We start from the raw sequence: 20,608 nt of genomic DNA on the forward strand, positions 1-20,608 counted from the left end.
CTGAGGCCGTGACCCCTACCTGGACTGAGATCAGCACGCTCGAGGAGCTCGTCGACCTGGTCGGCGTGCCGCAGGAGCGGGCGATGACCAAGGGGCGCCCGGCGCTCCTCGACATCGACAGGGAGTGGCTCGCCGCGACGCCCTTCTGCGTGCTCGCGACCGCGGACGCCGACGGCAACTGCGACGCCTCACCCAAGGGGGACCCGGCCGGGTCGCTGGTGCACGTCATCGACGACAAGACGATCGCGATCGCGGAGCGTCCGGGCAACAAGCGCGTCGACGGCTACCGCAACGTACTCGCCAACCCGCACGTCGGGCTCAACTTCCTGATCCCGGGCCGCGGCGACACGCTGCGGATCAACGGCCGTGCCCGGCTGGTCTCGGACGCACCGTTCTTCGACGAGATGGTCGTGAAGGGCAAGCGACCGATCCTCGCCCTGGTCGTCGACATCGACGACATCTTCTTCCACTGCGCGAAGGCGTTCCTGCGCTCGGGCCTGTGGGACCCGGAGACGTGGGACCCCGACCACCTCCCCAAGCGTGCGGTCATCGCCAAGCAGGTCGAGAACGACCCGCGTACGCTTGCGGAGATGGAGGACTACTACCGCACCGACACCTACTCGAAGTTCCTCTACTGATGTCCTACAAGTTCTTGAAGGGGCACGGCACGGAGAACGACTTCGTGCTGCTGCCGGACGTCGACGGGTCGGTGCACGGCGCACTCTCTGACGAGGAGATGGCCGACCGGGTCCGGGCGCTGTGCGACCGCCGGGCAGGCATCGGCGGCGACGGGATCCTGCGGGTGATCCGGACCGCCGCCTACACCGGTGAGGATCGTCCGGTCAGCGACGCCGAGTGGTTCATGGACTACCGCAACGCCGACGGCACCCGGGCCGAGATGTGCGGCAACGGCACCCGCGTCTTCGCGGAGTACCTGCGCTCGGTCGGGCTCGCCGGCGACGAGGTCACCTTCGCCACCCGAGCGGGCGACAAGATCCTCCGGGCGTCGGGAGACGTCTGGACCGCCGACCTGGGCTCGCCGAAGCTGCTCGGGTCGACCCAGGTCACCGTCGCCCACCACTTCTGGTCGGCCTGCAACGTCGACATGGGCAACCCGCACGCCGCCGCCGAGGTCGACTCGATCGACCCCCACGGCCCTGTCGGTGACCTCTACGACTCCCCGATCTTCGACGAGACGGTCTACCCGCACGGGGTCAACGTCGAGTTCTTTCAGCGCGTCGCCGAGCGTCACGTCGCGATGCGGGTCTTCGAGCGCGGCGCCGGCGAGACCCGCTCCTGCGGCACCGGAGCCTGTGCGGTGATGGTCGCGGCCGCCGAGGCCGACGGCCTCGCGATCGCGCGCGATGCTGATGTGACGTACCGGGTGGATGTCCCTGGTGGCACGCTCCATGTCACCTGGACGACCGACGACCGCGTGCTGCTCACCGGGCCGGCCGTCCTGATCGCCGAGGGCACCACCTCGCTCTGACCACGAGACGGTTAACGGGTATTCACCCCCGTGAGGGTGGTCACGTCTATGGTGCTGCCCATGGAGTTGACTGATAGCACAGCGATCGTGACCGGTGCGGCCAGTGGGATCGGGGCGGCGACCGCCCGGGCGCTGGCGGCCAAGGGGGCGACGGTGATCGTCGCGGACATGCAGAAGGACAAGGGCGAGGCCCTGGCGGAGGAGATCAAGGGCCTGTTCGTGCCCGTCGATGTCACCGACACCGACCAGATCACCAACGCCGTGGAGAGGGCCGTGGAGATCGCGCCGCTGAAGGCGGTGGTCAACTCGGCCGGGATCGGGTGGGCGCAGCGCACCATCGGCCGCGACGGCCAGATCGGCTCGGCGCACGACCTGGATGCGTACAAGAAGGTCATCGCGATCAACCTGATCGGCACCTTCGACATGTGCCGCCAGGCCGCGACGTACATCAGCCGCAACGAGCCGGACGCCAACGGGCAGCGTGGCGCGATCGTCAACCTGGCCAGCGTGGCGGCCTTCGACGGCCAGATCGGACAGGTCTCCTACTCCTCGTCCAAGGGCGGCGTCGTCGGCCTCACCCTCCCGCTCGCGCGCGACCTCGCCGCGGTCGGCATCCGCGTCAACACCGTCGCGCCGGGGCTGATCGACACCCCGATCTACGGCGAGGGCCCGGAGTCGGAGGCGTTCAAGGCCAAGCTCGGCGAGAGCGTTCTGTTCCCGCACCGGCTCGGTGAGCCGGCGGAGCTGGCGAGCATGGTCGTGGAGTGTCTGACCAACGACTACATGAACGGCGAGACGATCCGCGTCGACGGTGGCATCCGGATGCCACCGAAGTAAACAAGCCTCAAGAAGTACCCCGACGGCTGGCGCACCGCTAATGTGTGCGCCAGCCGCGGACCGTTTCAGACCGCTCCGCGGGTGTCGGAGCAAGGAGTTCGCATGTCCGATAAGGCGGACACCAGTACGTCGAAGGCGCTCGCGATCATCGAGTCCGGCGAGCCCACGGGGCCGGCCGGAGCGGGCGAGCCCCCGCGCGAGCCACGCTTCACGCGCGAGACGATAGGTGTCATCGCCGGTGCGGCCGGCGTCCTGGCCGTATGCCTGATCGCGACCGCTCTGGTCGCCAACGGCAACGCGGACTCGACCGACGACCGGTCCTGTCTTGGCCCGGAGATGACGGTCGCGGTGGCTCCCGAGGCGGCAACCGTCGTGGGCAACATCCTCGAAGACGCCGGCTGTGGCCAGATCGAGGTGGAGGCGACCAAGACCGATCAGGTCCTCCAGCCGATGGCGCTCGAGGGCGATCTCCCCGACGTGTGGATCCCTGACTCCTCGCTCTGGCTCGACCGGATCAACCCCGCGGTCGAGCCGGTGAAGCTGCGGGCCTCGATGGCCTCCTCGCCCGTCGTGCTCGTCTCCGGTGACGGGCTCACCCGCACCTCCTACGCCGAGGCCTTCGCCGAGGACGACCTGCTGATGGGTGACCCCCAGCGGATGATGAGCGCGCTCGGCACGGCCGTCGCGAGCCAGGGGAAGCCTCAGAACGAGGCCAAGCTGGAGCCGTACGCAGAGCGGCTCGCCTCCGGTGAGGAGGGCGCCGGTCCGACCGACTCGGGACGTCTGGCCGAGCTGCAGACCGTCGCGAGCGGGGTGACCGCGACCAGTGAGCAGCAGTGGTCGACGTACGCGCCGATGCTCAAGGCCAGCGCGCCGAAGGAGGGCACGGTGGTCCTCGACTACCCGGTCCTGATCACCGCGGACTCATCGCGCCTCAACTCGATCGCCGCCTCGATCACCAGCCTCGCCCGTGTGCTCGACAGCGGAGCCGCCGACACCGCCCTGACCGAGGCCGGGTTCCGCACCAACGGCGCCGGCAAGCCGTCCCCCAACGTGGGGGCCTACACCCGGGTCGACTCGGCCACGGTGACGAGGACCGCCTCGGAGTGGAGCGCCAGGCTTCGGCCGACCCGGGCGATCGCCGTCATGGATGTCTCCGGCTCGATGGACTGGCCGTCCGCTCCCGACAGCGCCACGACCCGCCTCCAGCTCACCCAGGAGGCGGCGTCGGAGGCCGTCGGTCTCCTTCCCGGTGGCGCCGCGCTCGGCCTCTGGGCATTCTCCGAGAAGGCCGAGGGCACGCTGGGCGCCGACCACAAGGTGCTCGTCCCGACCCGTCAGCTCGCCTCGAAGAACCAGCGCGCTCAGCTGACCCAGGAGATCGCCGGTCTCAGCGAGCGCACCGGCGGCGGCACCTCCCTGCACGACACCGCGCTGGCGGCCTACCAGGCCGCGGTCGCGTCCTACGACCCGCTGGCCTCCAACGAGGTGCTCCTCTTCACCGACGGCACCAACGACGATCCCGACTCGATGGACGTGGCCGAGCTCGTGAGCCAGCTCGAGGCCGCCTCCGACCCACGGCGTCCGGTCCGCGTCCTGGGGATCGGGATCACCGCCGACGCCGACCTCGGCACGCTGCAGGCGATCGCCGATGCGACCGGCGGGGCTGCGTACGTCGCCGAGCGGCCGGAGGACGTCAGAACCGTTCTGCGAGAGGCCCTCGAGCAGCGCTGATGCGGGCTCTTGGGCAAGCCTTCAGATAAGCATTGTCCCCCGGGTGGTGCGGCGCCGTACCCTTGTTGGTATATGACGAACAACGCACACGATTTTTCACTCGCTGACGAGCTCGAGGCCACCGAGGACTGGGACGCGCTCGATGACGGCTTCGAGTCGGGCTATGCCGATGAGGATCCCGAGGACACCGACCCGACCGTCGGTGCGATGGAGCTCGCCGAGCGGCACGCGCTCAAGCGCGTCGCCAGCCTGCGCACCGAGCTCGAGGACATCACCGAGGTCGAATACCGCCAGCTGCGCCTGGAGCGAGTGGTGCTCGTGGGCGTGTGGGCCGGCGGCACCCAGACCGACGCCGAGAACTCCCTGGCCGAGCTCGCGCTCCTCGCCGAGACGGCCGGCTCGGAGGTGCTCGAGGCGATCTATCAGCGTCGCCAGGCGCCGGACCCCGCTACGTACATCGGCCGCGGCAAGGTCGAGGCGCTCAAGGAGATCGTCGCCGCGACCGGCGCCGACACGGTGATCGCCGACGGCGAGCTCGCGCCGAGCCAGCTCAGGAACCTCGAGGACCGCACCGGGGTCAAGGTCGTCGACCGGACCGCGCTGATCCTCGACATCTTCGCCCAGCACGCCAAGTCCCGAGAGGGCCAGGCGCAGGTGGAGCTCGCCCAGCTCAGCTACATGAAGCAGCGGCTTCGTGGTTGGGGTGGCAACCTGTCCCGCCAGGCCGGTGGCCGCGTCGCCGGTGGTGCCGGTATCGGTGGCCGTGGTCCCGGTGAGACCAAGATCGAGACCGACCGCCGCCGGATCAACACCAAGATCGCCAAGCTCAACCGCGAGCTGAAGGCGATGAAGGGCACGCGCGACACCAAGCGTGCCGACCGCAAGCGCCATCACATCCCGGCGGTCGCGATCGCCGGCTACACCAACGCCGGCAAGTCGTCGCTGCTCAATCGGCTCACCGGTGCCGGGGTGCTCGTCGAGGACGCGCTCTTCGCGACCCTGGACCCGACCACCCGCCGCACCACGACCGAGGACGGGCGGGTCTACACGATGTCCGACACCGTCGGTTTCGTGCGTCACCTGCCCCACCAGCTCGTCGAGGCCTTCCGCTCGACGCTGGAGGAGGTCGCCGACGCCGACCTGGTCGTGCACGTCGTCGACGGTTCCCACCCGGACCCCGAGGGTCAGCTGGCGGCGGTGCGCGAGGTCTTCGCCGAGATCGGTGCCAGCGAGGTGCCGGAGCTCGTCGTGATCAACAAGGCCGACATCTCCGACCCGCTGGTCATCGCCAGGCTGCTGCGCGCCGAGCCCCACTCGGTCGCGGTCTCCGCCAAGACCGGCGAGGGCATCGACGCGGCCATCAAGGCCGTCGAGACCGACCTGCCGCGTCCGGGCGTGGAGTTCTCCGCGCTGGTTCCCTACGAGCGGGGCGACCTGGTCAACCGGATCCACCAGCACGGCGAGATCGACCACCTCGAGCACACCGCCGAAGGCACCGTCGTCAAGGGCCGCGCCAATGCGGACCTGGCCGGCGAGCTGGCTGCGTACTCTGCTTGACCTTGGGCGCTGATCTTGGACGCTGATCCGGCGTTGCGACATTGGCGATGCCGGGATCGTCCCTCACACTTGGGACGATCAGTCGTCGGAGGGCAGGGATGCGGACAGAGGTACGCCACGCGGCGCGCGCCACGATCGTGAGCGCGCTGGCTGGTGCTGTCCTGGTGGCCGCCCTCGCGGGCTGTGGCAGCGAGGACGACGGCGCGCTTCCGGGGCAGAATGCGAGCCACGAGAACCACGTGACGCAGGACCTGTGCACCAGGCTGGCCGCAGAGTCGGTGACCCGCGCCTCGGTGGTGACCGGGGCCGGCGAGCGGGTCGTGGTCATCGGCGACTCCTGGGCCTCTGGCTTCGGGCTGGACGACCCCGGAATGTCCTGGCCGCGCTACCTCGACGGTGAGGTGCGCGTCTCCGGCTTCGGTGGCACCGGCTACTCGCACGACCTGATGGAGCGGTGCGGCCCGATCTCGTTCCCCGAGCGGGTCCCCGACGCGGTGGCGCAAGGCGCCGACCTGGTCGTGCTCGAGGGCGGCATCAACGACTCCAAGAGCGATCTCGACGACGTCGAGAAGGGCTTCCGGGCCACCCTCGACGAGCTGAAGGACCACGAGGTCATCGTGCTCAGCGCGCCCAAGGTGAACTCTCGCGCCAAGGCCATCCGGGTCGTCAACAAGATGATGCGGCGGGTCTCGGCGGAGTACGGGGTGACGTACATCAACGTCTTCGACCTCGAGCTGCCCATGCTCGAGGACAACACTCACCTGACGGTCGCGGGCCACATGCAGTTCGGGGAGATCGTCGCCCGCCGGATCGCGGAGAGCCGATCTGAGACTGTCCCCGCCCACGGCTAAAGTTGCCCGGGTGACCGTAACCGAGACCGCTTCCCAGACGCCCGTACGTGAAGCCCTGGCGGACGCGGTCGCGACCCTCGGCGGGGCCACCCGCGAGGGTCAGGTGCTGATGGCCGACGCGGTCGCGCAGGCCCTGGCCGACGAGGAGCACCTGCTGGTCGAGGCCGGCACCGGCACCGGAAAGTCGCTGGCCTACCTGGTCCCGTCGCTGCTCCACGACAGCCGGGTCGTGATCGCCACCGCAACCCTGGCGCTGCAGCATCAGCTCGTCGAGCGCGACCTGCCGCGCCTGGTCAAGGCGATCGGCTCGCGCCCGGGCGTCGACGCGTCCTACGCCGTCCTCAAGGGCCGCTCCAACTACGCCTGCCTCCACCGGGTGCGCGAGGGCGCTCCCGACGACCAGGGCACCCTGGTCGACGTCCCGATGGGTCCGATGGCGGAGAAGGTCCTCGAGCTGCGCAGCTGGGCCGAGAAGGAGGCGGAGAAGGGTGGCAGCGGCGAGCGTGACTCCGCCCCGCGCCACACCGACCGCGAGTGGCGCCAGGTCTCCGTCAGCCACCGCGACTGCCTCGGCGCCGCCAAGTGCCCCTTCGGCGAGGAATGCTTCGCCGAGGTCGCCAAAGACAAGGCCCAGAAGAGCCACCTGATCGTCACCAACCACTCCCTGCTCGCGATCGACGCGATCGAGGGTGTGCCGATGATCCCGGAGTACGACGCCGTGGTGATCGACGAGGCCCATGAGCTCGTCGCCCGGGTGACCCAGGCGGCGACCGACGAGCTGACCGCGGCCGAGGTGGAGCGGGCAGCCCGGCGGGCGCAGAAGCACATCGAGGGCTCCGAGGCCGATGACCTCGCCGATGCCTCCGACGCGCTGCGGGCGGCGATCAACGAGACCTCGCCCGGTCGGCTGATCACGCTGCCCGAGGTCGTCTCGGACGCCCTGGTGCTGGTGCGCGACGCCGCTCGGTCCGCGATCTCCGCGCTGCCGAAGCCGAAGGACTCCGAGAGCGCCGATCCCGGCTTCCAGCAGGCCAAGGGTGGCCTGCAGGAGGTCTTCACCACCGCCGAGCGGATGGCCGCCGCCTCAGAGCACGACGTGATCTGGCTCAACGAGGGCGGCGACCGGATCCCGCCCCGCCTCTGCGTCGCTCCGCTCCAGGTCTGGGCGCAGATGCGCGAGAAGCTGCTCACCGAGAAGACCGTCGTCTTCGCCTCGGCGACCCTCAAGCTCGGCGGCGACTTCGGCCCCGTGGCCGGATCGCTCGGGCTCAAGGCGGAGGAGCGCACCGAGGTGGGCGCCGGGGCGCAGCGTACCGATGACGTGCTGCCGTGGATCGGCCTCGACGTCGGCAGCCCGTTCGACTACGGCAAGCAGGGGATCCTCTACGTCGCTCGCCACCTGCCGCCTCCTGGCCGCGACGGCATGGGCGCCAAGACCCTCGACGAGATCGTCGACCTGGTCGACGCCGCCGACGGGCGTACGCTCGGGCTCTTCTCCTCCCGGCGCGCCGCCGAGGCCGCCGCCGAGGTCGTGCGCCAGAAGCTGCCTCACCTGACCACGCTGGCCCAGGGCGACGCGCAGCTGCCCGAGCTCGCCGCGCAGTTCGTCGCCGACCCGCACACGGTGCTCTTCGGCACGCTGTCGCTGTGGCAGGGCCTCGACGTCCCCGGCGACACCTGCCAGCTGGTGATCATCGACCGGATCCCGTTCCCGCGGCCCGACGACCCGCTGATGTCGGCTCGGCAGCAGGCGGCCGACAAGGCCGGCGGCAACGGGTTCATGCAGGTCGCCGCCACCCACGCCGCGCTGCTGCTGGCGCAGGGCGCCGGCCGGCTGATCCGCACCACCACCGACCGCGGCGTCGTGGCCGTGCTGGACGCCCGCCTGGCCACCGCCCGCTATGGCGGATTCCTCAAGGCCAGCCTGCCGCCGATGTGGGCCACGACCGACCCCGACGTCGTACGGAAGGCCCTCAAGCGCCTCTCGGAGATGGCCTCGGCCTGACCCAAGCCGACTCGGCTCGTTCTGACCGAAATGCACGCCGAGTCGGCTCGTCAAGACGAGCCGACTCGGCGGGGTTTTGGGTCAGCGGTAGGTCTTCGCCCACCAGCGGTGGGTGGCCTTGTCGGGGGTCGCGATGCCGTGGCAGGAGAACGCGGTGCCCTGGCCGCAGTTGAAGTTGCTGCTCGCGTTGGCGAAGGTGACCTCGACCTTGCGGATCCGCTTGGAGGAGAAGCCCTCGATGGTCTTGGTCGCGATGCCCTTGCTGTTGGGCTTGAGGTAGAAGACGCCGCGGGTGCCGTCGGTGCGGAAGACGCTGACCACGGCGCCGTTGGCGTTGGGCCGGGCCACGTCGACCTTGACCCGCAGCTTCCAGCCCTTGCCGACGTTCTTCGGGACGAGGCGCTGGGAGGCGTACGTCAGGTGCTTGAGGGTGAACTGGCCGTCGACGGTCTGGTGCTTGGCGGGCAGCGCGGTGCGGCCGTCGTAGACCGGTGCGTAGTAGGCGCCGCCCTCGCTGTAGCTCTTCGAGGGGGCCAGGTTGGCGGCGGCGAAGCGGGTGTATTGCAGCTTCAGCGTGGTGCCGCGGGCGGCGAGCGCCTGCCGAATGGCGGTGGTGGAGTAGGTCGACGGCGCTCGGTTCCAGATCGAGAGGACGACCTCCGGCAGGGTCCCGCGCTCCTTCGCGAAGCGCTCGGAGAGGTAGCGGAAGAAGATCCAGTTGCCGTAGATGCCGAGGTTGGACGCGTTGGAGTTGTCCAGCGGCTTGCGCTGGTCCTCGAGCTGGCCGTAGCCGAGATATTGCCGGTTGTCGTTGATGCTGTCGTAGACCTCGTCCTCGACCCAGGTCGCGGTGGACTCCATCATCCAGCGGTCCTCGCCGGCGTCGTAGGCGAACTGGACCGCGTGGAAGTATTCGTGAGCGGCGGTGACCCGGAGGTTCTCGGTGGGCGTGTTGACCGTGCCGTACTCGCTGGTGGCGTAGTCGTTGTCCATGACGCAGTAGGCCGTCGCGGCCGTCTTCGAGACCTTCGTCTCGGGCGCGCAGTAGCCGTAGTAGCCCTCGTCGTAGAGGTTCTCCAGGTAGATGTCGACCTTGCCCGGCGTGACCGCCTTGTCGGCCGCGGGCTTGCGGTAGCCCGCCTGCACGTAGAGGTTGTGGACCTTCGTGACCACGTCGCGGACCTGGTTCGCGTACGTCGTCGAGGCGCGGTCGCCGCCCTTGCCCGGCGTGTAGTGGACGCAGACCACGTCGCTGCAGGTCTCGGTCGCGGTGCGCGGGCGGGCGAGCAGCTCACGCGCGGCCGCCTTGTTGGAGCCGTCCAGGGCGTCCTTGGCGTTCCACAGGTCGGTCAGCGCGATGGTCGCGTCGGGCCGGCCGGCGACGTGCCGTCCGGGCACGACCTGGCGGGCGCCGCGTACCGACTGGTTGCGCTTGACCTTCTTGGCTGCGGCGAGCGCCTCCCGGGCCGCCTTCTCCGTCACCGGCTGCTCGGCGCTGGTGTCACCGCCGGTCCTCACCGAGGTCGCCGGCGTCGACCCGGTTGCAGGCATGGTGGCGACGAACGTCGCGACGACCATGCCTGCGATCAAGACGAGGGAGCGTTGTTTGCGGGTGATCCGGCGGGCAATGTTTCGCATGAGATACCAGACGTTCGGGAAGGCAGACCAGGGCAGTCTAAGCGCAGAGGGCGGCTGTGTCCGGGGGACACGGCCTAGGACGTGGTCTGGACGGGCTGCGTGACGTGATGGAGCCTGTTGCTTCCGGTTGCGGTGGCGTACGACCTGGCCCACGTGGCGGTGGTGTTGGAGTCCTTGCGCTCGCCGATGACGTACCAGTCCATCTGGGCGCGGTTGCGGGTCACGTCGAGGACGGAGTAGCCGTGGTCGTCGAAGTTGAGGTAGCGGACGTGGCGGTTGGCGGTCCTGATGATGTTCTCGACCGTCAGGCTGACCGTGCGGCGCGGCGCACCGAGGATGTCCTTGAGGTTGTTCGAGGTCACCGAGGTGGCCACGAACTCAACCCCGGCGGTCTTGCCGAGCGGATAGATGGCGGAGTCGTACGGCAGGTCGCAGGCCCACGCTGAGTGGATGTCGCCGGTGACGAAGACGGTGTCGGTGATCGCGTTGTTGCGGATGTGCTCGAAGAGCTCGGTGCGGTCGGCGGTGTAGCCGTCCCACTGGTCGACGTTGTAGGCGATGCCGTTGTCGGGCAGCAGGCCGGTGACGTCGTTGACCGGGCTGATCAGGCTCTTGGGGAGCGCGCCGAAGGTGACCGGGCTGATCATCACCGGGTTGCCGACGATCTTCCACTGGGCGTCGCTCAGCAGGCCGTCCTTGAGCCAGGTCAGCTGCTCGTCGCCGGTGATCGTGCGGTCGGGGTCGTCGACGTCGGCGAGGTCGGTGCGGGCGACCTGCTGGGAGCGGTAGGAGCGCAGGTCGAGCATGCTCAGCTCGAGCAGGTTGCCGAAACGCAGCCGCCGGTAGATGCGGTCGTGGAGGTGGCCGTCGGTCTCCACCGTGGCAGTGCCGCCGACGCGCAGCGGCATCCACTCGTCGTAGGCCTGGTTGGCGTTGGTCTTGCGGTCGATCCAGTCGTATTCGCCGGGTTCGTTGTTCTCGGCGCCCAGCAGCCAGGCGTCGTTGGCCGACTCGTGGTCGTCCCAGGTGACGATCCAGGGCAGCCGGGCGTGGGCGGCGGAGAGGTCGACGTCGCGCTTGTACTGCGCGTGCCGGATCCGGTAGTCGGCCAGCGTGTGCATCTCGTGGGCCGGCTCGTGCGGCCGGACGTCCTCGTTGGCCATGCCGTAGCCGTACTCGCCGGGGGCGTACTCGTAGAGGTAGTCGCCCAGGTGGAGGATCGCGTGCAGGTCGTCGCGGGAGGCCAGGTGGCGGTAGGACGCGAACCAGCCGGCCTGCAGATTGGAGCAGGAGACCACCCCGAAACGTAGGTTCTCCGGGGCCGCGTCTGCGGCCGGAGCGGTCCGGGTGCGGCCGACGCGGCTGGTCTGGCCGTTGTAGGTGAAGCGGTAGAAGTACCAGCTCTCGGGGGCCAGGCCGGCGACGTCGAGCTTCACGGTGTGGTCGCGGTCGGGACCCGTTTGGTGGGATCCCTTCGCGGTGACGCGGGCGAAGTCCGCGGTGCGCGAGACCTCCCAGCGGACCAGGACCTCCTCGCCCTGCCCGGACCCGGGAGTCGCGTCCGCGGTCGGCGTGACCCGGGTCCAGATGACCACGCGGTCCGGGAGCGGGTCTCCGGAGGCGACGCCGTGCTGGAAGTGGTTGAGGGCGCCGCCCGCGGCCTCGGCGGGCTCGGGGAGAGCGATGGCTCCGGCTCCTGCGGCGGTCGCCAGCCCGGCGGCGATGAGGGTGCGGCGGTCGATCTGCGTCTGGGTCACGCTGAATGGAACGACGCAGCCGCCGGCCCTGTCATGGGCCGGCGGCTGGATTTCACGCAGTGTTCCCGGACTGGTTCCGGGGAGTGTGGCGCAGGACTCAGAGGCTGCGCAGGACCGCCGTCACCTTGCCGAGGATCGTCGCGTGAGTGCCGTCGATCGGCTCGTACGCAGCGTTGTGCGGCAGCAGCCAGACCTTGCCGTCCTTGCGGGAGAGCGTCTTGACGGTGGCCTCGCCGTCGATCAGCGCGGCCACGATCTCGCCGTTCTCGGCGGTCGGCTGCTGGCGCACGACCACGAAGTCGCCGTCGCAGATGGCCACGTCGACCATCGAGTCACCGGAGACCGAGAGCAGGAAGAGGTCGCCGTTGCCGACCAGCTGCTTGGGCAGCGGGAAGACGTCCTCGATGCTCTGCTGGCTCGAGGTCTCCTCGGCCAGGATCGGGCCACCGGCCGCGATCCGACCGACCAGGGGGACCATGGCAGCGGCCGGGTTGGGGTTGATGTCGGCCTCGGCGGTGATCGTCGACTCGGGCTCCTCGCCGGACATGGCCTTGCGGTGGGCCATCACCTCGGGGAGGAAGACCTCGAGGGCGCGCGGTCGCTTCGGGTCCTTGCGGATCAGACCACGCTGCTCCAGCGCGCGGAGCTGGTGGGCGACGCTGCTGGTGCTGGTCAGCCCGACCGCGGCGCCGATCTCGCGCATGCTGGGCGGGTAGCCGCGCTGCTCGATGCTGTCGCGCAGGTGAGCGAGGATGCGCTGCTGACGCGGCGTGAGCCCGGTCGCGTCCGGCGGCCCGTCGGGCAGCTCGCGGACGCGGCTCTTCTTCGAACCGCCTGATCCGGTGCCTGTCTTCTGCGTGGTCATGTCATCACATTAGTCCCTCTGGCCCCACCACATCAAACATTTGTTCGACCTCATAGGCGGCGCGTGTCGGCGTTCGAAAATTCTTGGGGTCGCTACTTGCGTTGTTCGAACACGTGATCTACCTTCGAACATGTGCTCGATCGAACACGTGATCGAGAGACCTGTGATCAGGAGGCCGTGAGATGAGTGCAACAGTCTATGTGCTGCCCGTAGCCGAGCCGCCCCGTCCGGTGCGGGAGGTGCGCCGCTCGACCGTGCGGCTCACCCGTCGCGGACGAGTCGTCGTGTTCGCGTTCGCGCTCGTCGTGCTCTTCGGGATTGCGCTGATCGGGGCGAGGGTCGCGTTCGCGGTGGAGAACGGTGCGGACAAAAGTCCCGCCTCCTCCGCCCACACGATGGTCGTCGGCGATGGCGACACGCTCTGGGACATCTCCTCGAAGGCCGTCGCCGGCACCGACTCCTCGATTCGGGAGATGGAGCAGAGGATCAAGGAGCTCAACAGTCTCGAGTCCTCGATGCTCGTGTCCGGACAGACGCTGATCGTTCCGACCGCGCCGTAAGGCGCCGCACAGATGTCCGGCTGCTCCTTCGACCCTGGCAGCCGGCTACCGGGGAAAGTGAGAGTGCTGCAGACGATGGGAAGCGTCTGCAGCACTCTCGCGTCTTGGCCTACCTCAGTGGCGCCCGCGGTAGGGGCTGTCCGGCTCGGCCGGCGGCCACTGCTTGTTGCGTGTGCTGTGCCGCGGCGGCCATTCGTCGTCCGGCTGGACGGGCTGGACCGGCGGGTCCTGGGGCTTGCGCTGGGTGGGCATCGCCTGAGTTGCGGCGGGATCCTGGGTCAGCCGAGCCCGCGAGCCGGTCTGGCCGTAGCTGGTCGGGGCCTGGTAGGAGCCGGACTGATACTGCGGCGAGCCGGCCTGCTGGGTGGGGTAGCCGTCCGTGTTGTATCCCTGCGAGCCGTACCCAGAAGTGCTCTGCGGCGTCGACGTCGGTGTCGGCGGGCTGGAGTAGTAGGGCGCCGGGGTGGGCGGTGGACTGCTCGGCGGCTGGTAGGCCGACGCGCCGTACGCGGCTCGGCTGCCGGTGTTGCCGTAGCTCTGGTCGCTGCCGGGGTAGCCGTAGGGCGACTGGGAGCCGGTGTCGGTGTAGGCCGAGCGGTTCCCGGTGTCGCCGTAGGGCGGCTGGCTCCCGGTGTCGGAGCTGTGCCGGCCGTAGCCGTTGTCGTCGTAGCCGTAGGAGCCGGTGCCGTAGTAGTCCTGTTCCGGGTAGGCCTGCTCAGGGTAGGCCTGGTCGGAGTAGGCAGGGTCGGTGTAGTCCTGCTCCTCGACGTAGGCGTTGGAGTGGCTTCCGGCGTAGTCGTCGGTTGGCGGGATGGGGGAGCCGGAGAAGGCCCGCCAGGCCTTCCCGGCGAAGGTGAAGGTCAGGAAGAGGCAGGCGACTGCAACGACCGCCGCGATGGCGAGCTTCGCCCAGGCGCCGGAATCGCCTCCCCGTGCGTCGGCCCCGAAACCGACGGCGACCCACACGAGCACTCCCCAGATGACGAGGAAGGCCAGTGTCGCGATCGCAGGCAAGATGAAAGGTGGCCGGGGACCGCTTCTGGGGCGCGTGCCTCTCCGCGACCCGACGCGATTTCCTCCGGAGATGTTTGTCACGGGGGTCATTCTTACGCATCCACGCCAGTCCGGCGCCCTTGAACCGGAATCTTTCGGTGTTTGACCGGCGACACGCCGGACACGCGGGTAAACCCGACCCTCGCTTGCATCGTCGTGGGGGCGGGCGTACGGTTACCACTACATCTAGTAGTTACACGGCTGTAGTTATCCACATCTAGTTCACATGAACGGGCGGATGGCCCACAGCGATGAGGGTGTTGTTCCACAGGGGCTCACGCTCATATCCACAGGTTCCACAGGCTCGGGCCGCCAATGAGACGGCCTGGATCCACAGGTCTCACGAGAGGGGCTCGACCGTGCACTGTCCGTTCTGCCGACACAGCGACACCAAGGTGCTCGACTCCCGCGTGGCCGAGGACGGTGGCCAGATCCGGCGCCGCCGGGTCTGCCAGGAATGTGGGAAGAGGTTCACGACCGTCGAGCAGATGCAGCTGATGGTGGCCAAGCGCTCCGGCGCAGCGGAGCCGTTCAGCCGCGACAAGGCGGTGCACGGCGTACGCAAGGCATGCAAGGGCAGGCCGGTCACTGAGGACCAGCTCGCCTGCCTCGGCCAGGAGGTCGAGCAGGCGCTGCGCAGCCAGGGGCTCGCAGAGGTTCCCAGCAACGAGGTGGGGCTGGCGATCCTCGCGCCGCTGCGCGAGCTCGACGAGGTGGCCTACCTGCGCTTCGCGAGCGTCTACCGGGCCTTCGGCTCGGTGGAGGACTTCGAGCGTGAGATCCAGATGCTGCGTACGGAACGGGAAGTCCAGGACTTCGAGGCAGAACATCCGGTCGAGGCCCCAGTGGGCTCCGACTAGGTCCCACGGGACACATAGACCGGCCCGGGCAGGCCGTGGGGAAGCGACCTGCTCGGGCCAATCAACGGCACAGCCAGCGAAACCAGTTAGAACAGGGCAAGGACTCCACCATCAGCACCGACCAGCAGTACGGCACAGCGATCGATGACAACAGGGGGAACGAAATGACAGACACGGCAGCAGAGGCACAGGCATCGTCGAAGACGGGCGCCGGGCTGAAGATCGAGCGGATCTTCAGCACCGAGGGCGTTCACCCTTACGACGAGATCACCTGGGAGCGGCGCGACGTCGTCCAGAAGAACTGGAAGACCGGCGAGACCGTCTTCGAGCAGACCGGAGTCGAGTTCCCCGACTTCTGGTCGATCAACGCCTCGACGATCGTGACGACCAAGTACTTCCGCGGTGCCATCGGCACCGAGAAGCGTGAGCAGAGCCTGAAGCAGCTGATCGACCGGGTCGTGAACACCTACGTCGCCTCCGGCAAGGAGAACGACTACTTCGCCACCGACGCCGACGCCGACCTCTTCGGTCGCGAGCTCACCTGGCTGCTGGTCAACCAGCACTTCGCCTTCAACTCGCCGGTCTGGTTCAACGTCGGCACCGAGTCCCCCCAGCAGGTCTCGGCCTGTTTCATCCTCTCGGTCGACGACTCCATGGACTCGATCCTGAACTGGTACAAGGAGGAGGGCCTGATCTTCAAGGGCGGCTCCGGTGCCGGTCTCAACCTCTCCCGCATCCGCTCCTCCAAGGAACTGCTGAAGTCCTCCGGCGGCACGGCCTCCGGCCCGGTCTCCTTCATGCGCGGCGCCGACGCGTCCGCGGGCACCATCAAGTCCGGCGGCGCCACCCGCCGCGCGGCGAAGATGGTCGTGCTCGACGTCGACCACCCCGACATCGAGGAGTTCGTCGAGACCAAGGCGCGCGAGGAGGACAAGATCCGCGCGCTGCGCGACGCCGGCTTCGACATGGACCTGGGCGGCAAGGACATCTCGTCCGTGCAGTACCAGAACGCCAACAACTCCGTGCGCGTCTCCGACGAGTTCATGCGCGCTGTCGAGGAGGGCAAGAAGTTCGGCCTCCGGGCGCGTACGACCGGTGAGGTCATCGAGGAGATCGACGCTCGCGAGCTGTTCCGCAAGATCTCGATCGCCGCGTGGGAGTGTGCCGACCCGGGTCTGCAGTACGACGACACGATCAACGACTGGCACACCAACCCGGAGACGGGCCGGATCACCGGCTCCAACCCGTGCTCGGAGTACATGTCGCTGGACAACTCCTCCTGCAACCTGGCGTCGCTGAACCTGCTGAAGTTCCTCAAGGACGACGACACCTTCGACGCCGTGCGCTTCCAGCAGGCCTGCGAGGTCGTCTTCACCGCGATGGACATCTCCATCTGCTTCGCCGACTTCCCGACCGAGGCGATCGGCGAGACCACCCGCGACTACCGCCAGCTCGGCATCGGCTACGCCAACCTCGGCGCGCTGCTGATGGCGATGGGTCTGGGCTACGACAGCGAGGGTGGCCGCACGATGGCCGCCGCCATCACCTCGCTGATGACCGGTGCCGGATACAAGCGCTCGGCCGAGCTGGCCGGTGTCGTCGGTCCGTACGCCGGTTACGCCCGCAACGCCGAGGCCCACCAGCGGGTCATGCGCAAGCACCAGGCCGCCAACGACGCGGTCCGCTCGATCAACCCGGTCGACCGCAACATCATCGACGCGGCGACCCGCGTGTGGAACGACGTCGTCGAGATCGGCAAGGTCAACGGCTTCCGTAACGCCCAGGCCTCGCTGCTCGCGCCGACCGGCACCATCGGCTTCATGATGGACTGCGACACCACCGGCATCGAGCCCGACTTCTCGCTGGTCAAGTTCAAGAAGCTCGTCGGTGGCGGCTCGATGCAGATCGTCAACCAGGTGATCCCGCGGGCGCTGAAGAAGATGGGCTACCAGCCCGAGCAGATCGAGGCGATCGTCGCCTACATCGCCGAGCACGGCCACGTCATCGACGCCCCCGGCCTGCGCCAGGAGCACTACGAGGTCTTCGACACCGCGATGGGCAAGCGTGCGCTGCAGCCGATGGGCCACGTACGCATGATGGCGGCGACCCAGCCGTTCCTCTCCGGTGCGATCTCCAAGACCGTCAACCTGCCCGAGACCGCCACGGTCGAGGAGATCGAGCAGGTCTACATGGAGTCGTGGAAGCTGGGCCTGAAGGCCACCGCGATCTACCGCGACAACTGCAAGGTCGGCCAGCCGCTGGCCGACGGCAAGTCAGAGGGCGCCAAGAAGGACCAGGGTATGGCCACGGCTGCCGTCGCCGCCGAGGCCGAGGTCGAGCCGGAGGTCGTCGAGAAGATCATCGAGAAGATCGTCTACGCGCCGACCCGCAAGCGCCTGCCGAAGTCCCGCGTCTCGCGCACCACCTCCTTCACGGTCGGTGGCGCCGAGGGCTACATGACCTCCGGCGCCCACGCCGACGGCGAGCTCGGTGAGGTCTTCCTCAAGCTGGGCAAGCAGGGGTCGACCCTGGCCGGTGTCATGGACGCCTTCTCCATCGCGGTCTCCGTCGGCCTTCAGTACGGCGTGCCCCTGGAGACCTACGTCTCCAAGTTCACCAACCTGAAGTTCGAGCCCGCCGGTCTGACCGACGACCCGGACGTACGCATGGCGCAGTCGCTCATGGACTACGTCTTCCGCCGCCTGGCGCTGGACTACATGTCCTTCGAGGACCGCTCTGCTCTCGGCATCTACTCCGCCGACGAGCGTCAGCGCTACCTCGAGACCGGCTCCTACGAGCAGCTCGGCAACGGCACCACCGCCGCCGAGCTCGTCCAGAAGCCGGCTCCGGAGCGCAAGGCTGCTCCTGTCGCCGAGCCGGTCGAGGCCGAGGTCGAGGAGGAGGCCGAGGTCGTCGAGGAGGCGCCCAAGGCCACCGCCCACACCACCGCCGAGCTGCTCGAGTCGATCAGCGGCATGGCCATCGACAGCCCGCTCTGCTTCACCTGCGGCACCAAGATGCGCCCCGCCGGCTCCTGCTACGTCTGCGAGGGCTGCGGCTCGACCTCTGGTTGCAGCTGAGCCTGAAGGCTGAATGAGTCCGGTCCCGCACCCGAGGAAGGGTGCGGGACCGGACTCGTTTGTGGGACGTGGGAGCGCAGCTCGACGAATCGGTCGCGGTTCCATCCCGAGGAGTCGAGTACGAATCTGAGCAGCACGGAGTCACCAGCGCCCACGCGGTGGCAGGAGAGAGTTTCCGGCTCCGTGGTGCCGAGGCCAGGAACGTACGCATCCAGCGCTCGCCGGCGGCGCTCCTCAGTCCCAGGCGGTCCAGTGACGGTGACGACTCTCGGGCCGAGATCGACGCCGGTGACGCGCCCAGAGCCGACCTCGCATCGAAGTACGGAGGTTGCGCGCTCGTGGGCTTCCCGGACCGCGTGGCGGTCGAGGACGGCGCCGAGGGCGACAGGCGGGGCATGGTCGGAGATGTCGAGAGCGCGCTGAACAGCGCGATGGCAGGCGACGTGATCCGGGTGGCCGGTCAGACCGTCGGATCCCACGGTGAGAAGTACGTCCGGGCGCAATGTCGCTATCGCGTTGGCTACGCTCGCGCCCAGTGCGTCGACCGGTGCTTGAGCGATCGTCAGGTCGGGCGCGTGGGGAGTATCCGTCCAGCGTCCCGCCTCGCTCAGATATGCCCAGTCGTCGATGCCCAACTGATGGATCGACTTGCTCAGCAGCGTCTCCTTGCGCTGCCGAGACGCATCGAGTTCTGCCTCGGTGAGCCCGCTGGTGCGTCCTTCGCCGCCTGTGAAGAGTCGCAGGTGGACGGTCGCCCCGGCATCGTGGGCGGCGATCGTCGCGGCGCCCGTAGCGAAGACTTCGTCGTCAGGATGGGCATGGACGACGAGCACGACAGCACGCGCCATGTCGCCGAACACGCTTGTCAGCCTATGGTCTCTGGATGACAAGCGGTGCCTCGTACGACGGAGACGACTTCTACTGTGATGTCGCCATTCCTTATCCCGACCGTCTCGACGTGGTGCACGACAGCGTCAAGGTGCTGGCGTTCCACCACACGCGGCCGTTCTGGGCGGTCCACATCGTGGTGGTGCCCAAACGCCACATCGCGTCGCTCACGACTGTGAGCGACGAGGATGAGGCCGATGTACGTGAGCTGCTCGGTGTCGTCCAAACAGTGGCCAGAGACGTGGAGCTCGAGTATGGCGCCGCGGCGGTGCTCACCAATCTAGGTGCGTACCAAGACTCCAAGCACCTGCACGTGCACGTCCACAGTGGCGGGCGCCGAGGCTGAACCGGTGCTCCAGAGGCCGATGCCGAGCCGTCAGCGGCCGAGGATCCGGCTCAGCAAGGTGCCGTTGGGGTCTTTGGGGTCGGCGGAGTGGCCGGGGCACCACTGGGCGGCGGGTACGGAGGCCTTGATGTCGGAGACGTGGCGGCCGCAGCCGGCCCAAGTGGTCTTCTTGCACTTCTTGCAGCGGACGGGGCGACACATGGTTCGGTTCCTGCTTCTGTGGATCTGGTCGGGGTCAGGCGGGAGGTTCGCCGGCGTCGAGGGCGTCGACGAACTCGCAGAACGCGTCGAAGGCTCGCGCGCCGTGGATGGTGGCGGGACCGCCGTGCATGAGGAAGGTGACGCCGATGGCCTCGGCTGCCTCTTGGGGGCTCGCGCCGGCGCGTGCGGCGGCCTGGCCGTGGGAGGCGATGCAGCCGTCGCAGCCCTCGACGACGCCGATCGCGAAGGCGATCAGCTCCTTGGTCTTGCGGTCGAGCGCACCGTCGGCGAAGGCCGCCTTGGAGAGTCCGCCCCAGCCCTTGTAGACGTCGGGGATGGCGCGGCGGAGCTCCTGGTGGAGCGGCCCGAGGTCGCGCAGGACGCTCTTGCCGTGGGGTGAGCCGTGGTCAGTCGTGGTGGTCATGGTGACTCCTTTCCGTAACCCCCCGGGGGGTTACGTCGACGACGGTAGCATAACCCCCTGGGGGGTTATAGAATCCCCAGGACGCCAGCGGCTTCCCGGCACGCTGGAGACACTCACTGGAAAGAGAAGGACCCCGATGCAGCTCGAGCCTGACGAGATCAAGGCCGTCATCACCCGACTCAAGCGGGCCAACGGACACCTCGCCTCGGTGATCCGGATGCTCGAGGAGGGCTCGGAGTGCGAAGACGCGCTCACCCAGCTCGCTGCGGTCAACAAGGCAGTCAGCCGAGGCGGCTACGCGCTGGTGGCCACCGGGCTGGAGAAGTGCCTCGCCGAGGGTGGTCGCGACAGTGTCGACACCAAGAAGATGGAGAAGCTCTTCCTCGCTCTTGCCTGATCGGCGGGCCGATCACTGTCCACAGGCGAGCTCCGGGTCAGGGTTATCCACAGGGCGGTGATAGGC

19 protein-coding genes are annotated in these 20,608 nt (G+C 68.5%); 12 read left to right on the forward strand and 7 right to left on the reverse strand.

Annotated features, from left to right (window positions below; all coding sequences use genetic code 11):
- Positions 1 to 8: 8 nt before the first annotated feature.
- The 7 genes from ABTW65_RS20955 (at position 9) to ABTW65_RS20985 (ending at position 8,473) form a co-directional block, all read left to right on the forward strand.
- Positions 9 to 638, forward strand: a complete 630-nt coding sequence (locus tag ABTW65_RS20955) for a pyridoxamine 5'-phosphate oxidase family protein (protein ID WP_350663630.1) — start codon at positions 9 to 11, stop codon at positions 636 to 638.
- The gene (gene dapF / locus ABTW65_RS20960) at positions 638 to 1,489 is read left to right on the forward strand and encodes a diaminopimelate epimerase (protein ID WP_350663631.1); all 852 of its coding nucleotides are present in this window, start codon (positions 638 to 640) and stop codon (positions 1,487 to 1,489) included. The genes ABTW65_RS20955 and dapF overlap by 1 nt, the downstream gene beginning before the upstream one ends.
- 60 nt (positions 1,490 to 1,549) lie before the next feature.
- A complete protein-coding gene (locus ABTW65_RS20965) occupies positions 1,550 to 2,326 on the forward strand; it encodes an SDR family NAD(P)-dependent oxidoreductase (protein WP_091051594.1) in 777 nt (258 codons plus the stop codon).
- 102 nt (positions 2,327 to 2,428) lie between these two features.
- On the forward strand, positions 2,429 to 4,060 hold the full coding sequence (locus ABTW65_RS20970) for a VWA domain-containing protein (RefSeq protein WP_350663633.1): 1,632 nt from the start codon (positions 2,429 to 2,431) through the stop codon (positions 4,058 to 4,060).
- 72 nt (positions 4,061 to 4,132) lie between these two features.
- Positions 4,133 to 5,617, forward strand: a complete 1,485-nt coding sequence (gene hflX, locus ABTW65_RS20975) for a GTPase HflX (RefSeq protein ID WP_350663636.1) — start codon at positions 4,133 to 4,135, stop codon at positions 5,615 to 5,617.
- A gap of 98 nt (positions 5,618 to 5,715) precedes the next feature.
- A complete protein-coding gene (locus ABTW65_RS20980; protein WP_350663638.1) occupies positions 5,716 to 6,468 on the forward strand; it encodes an SGNH/GDSL hydrolase family protein in 753 nt (250 codons plus the stop codon).
- A 10-nt stretch (positions 6,469 to 6,478) separates the two neighbouring features.
- A complete protein-coding gene (locus ABTW65_RS20985) occupies positions 6,479 to 8,473 on the forward strand; it encodes an ATP-dependent DNA helicase (protein WP_350663640.1) in 1,995 nt (664 codons plus the stop codon).
- A gap of 81 nt (positions 8,474 to 8,554) precedes the next feature.
- Here ABTW65_RS20985 and ABTW65_RS20990 read toward each other — a convergent pair whose 3' ends face one another.
- From ABTW65_RS20990 to lexA, 3 genes are all read right to left on the reverse strand, one after another.
- Entirely contained in the window at positions 8,555 to 10,111 is a 1,557-nt protein-coding gene (locus tag ABTW65_RS20990; RefSeq protein WP_350663642.1) for an MXAN_6640 family putative metalloprotease, read from the reverse strand.
- A gap of 74 nt (positions 10,112 to 10,185) precedes the next feature.
- The gene (locus ABTW65_RS20995) at positions 10,186 to 11,868 is read right to left on the reverse strand and encodes an alkaline phosphatase D family protein (RefSeq protein ID WP_350663644.1); all 1,683 of its coding nucleotides are present in this window, start codon (positions 11,866 to 11,868) and stop codon (positions 10,186 to 10,188) included.
- A gap of 97 nt (positions 11,869 to 11,965) precedes the next feature.
- Positions 11,966 to 12,733, reverse strand: a complete 768-nt coding sequence (gene lexA, locus ABTW65_RS21000) for a transcriptional repressor LexA (protein ID WP_350663646.1) — start codon at positions 12,731 to 12,733, stop codon at positions 11,966 to 11,968.
- A 182-nt stretch (positions 12,734 to 12,915) separates the two neighbouring features.
- On the opposite strand from lexA, the gene ABTW65_RS21005 reads away from it, so the two are divergent.
- Complete coding sequence (locus ABTW65_RS21005; RefSeq protein ID WP_350663649.1) at positions 12,916 to 13,293, forward strand: LysM peptidoglycan-binding domain-containing protein; 378 nt, start codon at positions 12,916 to 12,918, stop codon at positions 13,291 to 13,293.
- A 114-nt stretch (positions 13,294 to 13,407) separates the two neighbouring features.
- Here ABTW65_RS21005 and ABTW65_RS21010 read toward each other — a convergent pair whose 3' ends face one another.
- The gene (locus tag ABTW65_RS21010; RefSeq protein ID WP_350663651.1) at positions 13,408 to 14,307 is read right to left on the reverse strand and encodes a hypothetical protein; all 900 of its coding nucleotides are present in this window, start codon (positions 14,305 to 14,307) and stop codon (positions 13,408 to 13,410) included.
- A 398-nt stretch (positions 14,308 to 14,705) separates the two neighbouring features.
- On the opposite strand from ABTW65_RS21010, the gene nrdR reads away from it, so the two are divergent.
- Together nrdR and ABTW65_RS21020 are read left to right on the forward strand one after the other, a co-directional pair.
- Positions 14,706 to 15,206: a transcriptional regulator NrdR gene (nrdR, locus tag ABTW65_RS21015; protein WP_160025421.1), complete on the forward strand. Its 501-nt coding sequence runs from the start codon at positions 14,706 to 14,708 to the stop codon at positions 15,204 to 15,206.
- Between the two features lie 164 nt (positions 15,207 to 15,370).
- A complete protein-coding gene (locus tag ABTW65_RS21020; RefSeq protein ID WP_350663653.1) occupies positions 15,371 to 18,286 on the forward strand; it encodes a vitamin B12-dependent ribonucleotide reductase in 2,916 nt (971 codons plus the stop codon).
- On the opposite strand, the gene ABTW65_RS21025 is transcribed toward ABTW65_RS21020, so the two are convergent.
- On the reverse strand, positions 18,244 to 19,146 hold the full coding sequence (locus tag ABTW65_RS21025; RefSeq protein WP_350663655.1) for a PIG-L deacetylase family protein: 903 nt from the start codon (positions 19,144 to 19,146) through the stop codon (positions 18,244 to 18,246). The genes ABTW65_RS21020 and ABTW65_RS21025 overlap by 43 nt on opposite strands.
- Positions 19,147 to 19,169: 23 nt before the next feature.
- On the opposite strand from ABTW65_RS21025, the gene ABTW65_RS21030 reads away from it, so the two are divergent.
- Positions 19,170 to 19,520, forward strand: a complete 351-nt coding sequence (locus ABTW65_RS21030; RefSeq protein ID WP_350663657.1) for an HIT domain-containing protein — start codon at positions 19,170 to 19,172, stop codon at positions 19,518 to 19,520.
- 30 nt (positions 19,521 to 19,550) lie between these two features.
- Here ABTW65_RS21030 and ABTW65_RS21035 read toward each other — a convergent pair whose 3' ends face one another.
- On the reverse strand, positions 19,551 to 19,721 hold the full coding sequence (locus tag ABTW65_RS21035) for a DUF8730 family Cys-rich protein (protein ID WP_350663659.1): 171 nt from the start codon (positions 19,719 to 19,721) through the stop codon (positions 19,551 to 19,553).
- Between the two features lie 34 nt (positions 19,722 to 19,755).
- The gene (locus ABTW65_RS21040) at positions 19,756 to 20,145 is read right to left on the reverse strand and encodes a carboxymuconolactone decarboxylase family protein (protein ID WP_350663661.1); all 390 of its coding nucleotides are present in this window, start codon (positions 20,143 to 20,145) and stop codon (positions 19,756 to 19,758) included.
- A 136-nt stretch (positions 20,146 to 20,281) separates the two neighbouring features.
- On the opposite strand from ABTW65_RS21040, the gene ABTW65_RS21045 reads away from it, so the two are divergent.
- A complete protein-coding gene (locus ABTW65_RS21045) occupies positions 20,282 to 20,542 on the forward strand; it encodes a metal-sensitive transcriptional regulator (protein WP_141802705.1) in 261 nt (86 codons plus the stop codon).
- Positions 20,543 to 20,608 lie beyond the last annotated feature (66 nt).

The sequence above is a fragment of the Nocardioides sp. NPDC127503 genome (assembly GCF_040302165.1).
Lineage (GTDB): Bacteria > Actinomycetota > Actinomycetes > Propionibacteriales > Nocardioidaceae > Nocardioides.

Coding starts and splice junctions, on each gene's coding strand:
- dapF (WP_350663631.1), top strand. CDS start 638: ATGTCCTACAAGTTCTTGAAGGGGCACGGCACGGAGAACGACTTCGTG.
- ABTW65_RS20965 (WP_091051594.1), top strand. CDS start 1,550: ATGGAGTTGACTGATAGCACAGCGATCGTGACCGGTGCGGCCAGTGGG.
- ABTW65_RS20970 (WP_350663633.1), top strand. CDS start 2,429: ATGTCCGATAAGGCGGACACCAGTACGTCGAAGGCGCTCGCGATCATC.
- hflX (WP_350663636.1), top strand. CDS start 4,133: ATGACGAACAACGCACACGATTTTTCACTCGCTGACGAGCTCGAGGCC.
- ABTW65_RS20980 (WP_350663638.1), top strand. CDS start 5,716: ATGCGGACAGAGGTACGCCACGCGGCGCGCGCCACGATCGTGAGCGCG.
- ABTW65_RS20990 (WP_350663642.1), bottom strand. CDS start 10,111: ATGCGAAACATTGCCCGCCGGATCACCCGCAAACAACGCTCCCTCGTC.
- lexA (WP_350663646.1), bottom strand. CDS start 12,733: ATGACCACGCAGAAGACAGGCACCGGATCAGGCGGTTCGAAGAAGAGC.
- ABTW65_RS21005 (WP_350663649.1), top strand. CDS start 12,916: ATGAGTGCAACAGTCTATGTGCTGCCCGTAGCCGAGCCGCCCCGTCCG.
- ABTW65_RS21020 (WP_350663653.1), top strand. CDS start 15,371: ATGACAGACACGGCAGCAGAGGCACAGGCATCGTCGAAGACGGGCGCC.
- ABTW65_RS21030 (WP_350663657.1), top strand. CDS start 19,170: ATGACAAGCGGTGCCTCGTACGACGGAGACGACTTCTACTGTGATGTC.
- ABTW65_RS21035 (WP_350663659.1), bottom strand. CDS start 19,721: ATGTGTCGCCCCGTCCGCTGCAAGAAGTGCAAGAAGACCACTTGGGCC.
- ABTW65_RS21040 (WP_350663661.1), bottom strand. CDS start 20,145: ATGACCACCACGACTGACCACGGCTCACCCCACGGCAAGAGCGTCCTG.
- ABTW65_RS21045 (WP_141802705.1), top strand. CDS start 20,282: ATGCAGCTCGAGCCTGACGAGATCAAGGCCGTCATCACCCGACTCAAG.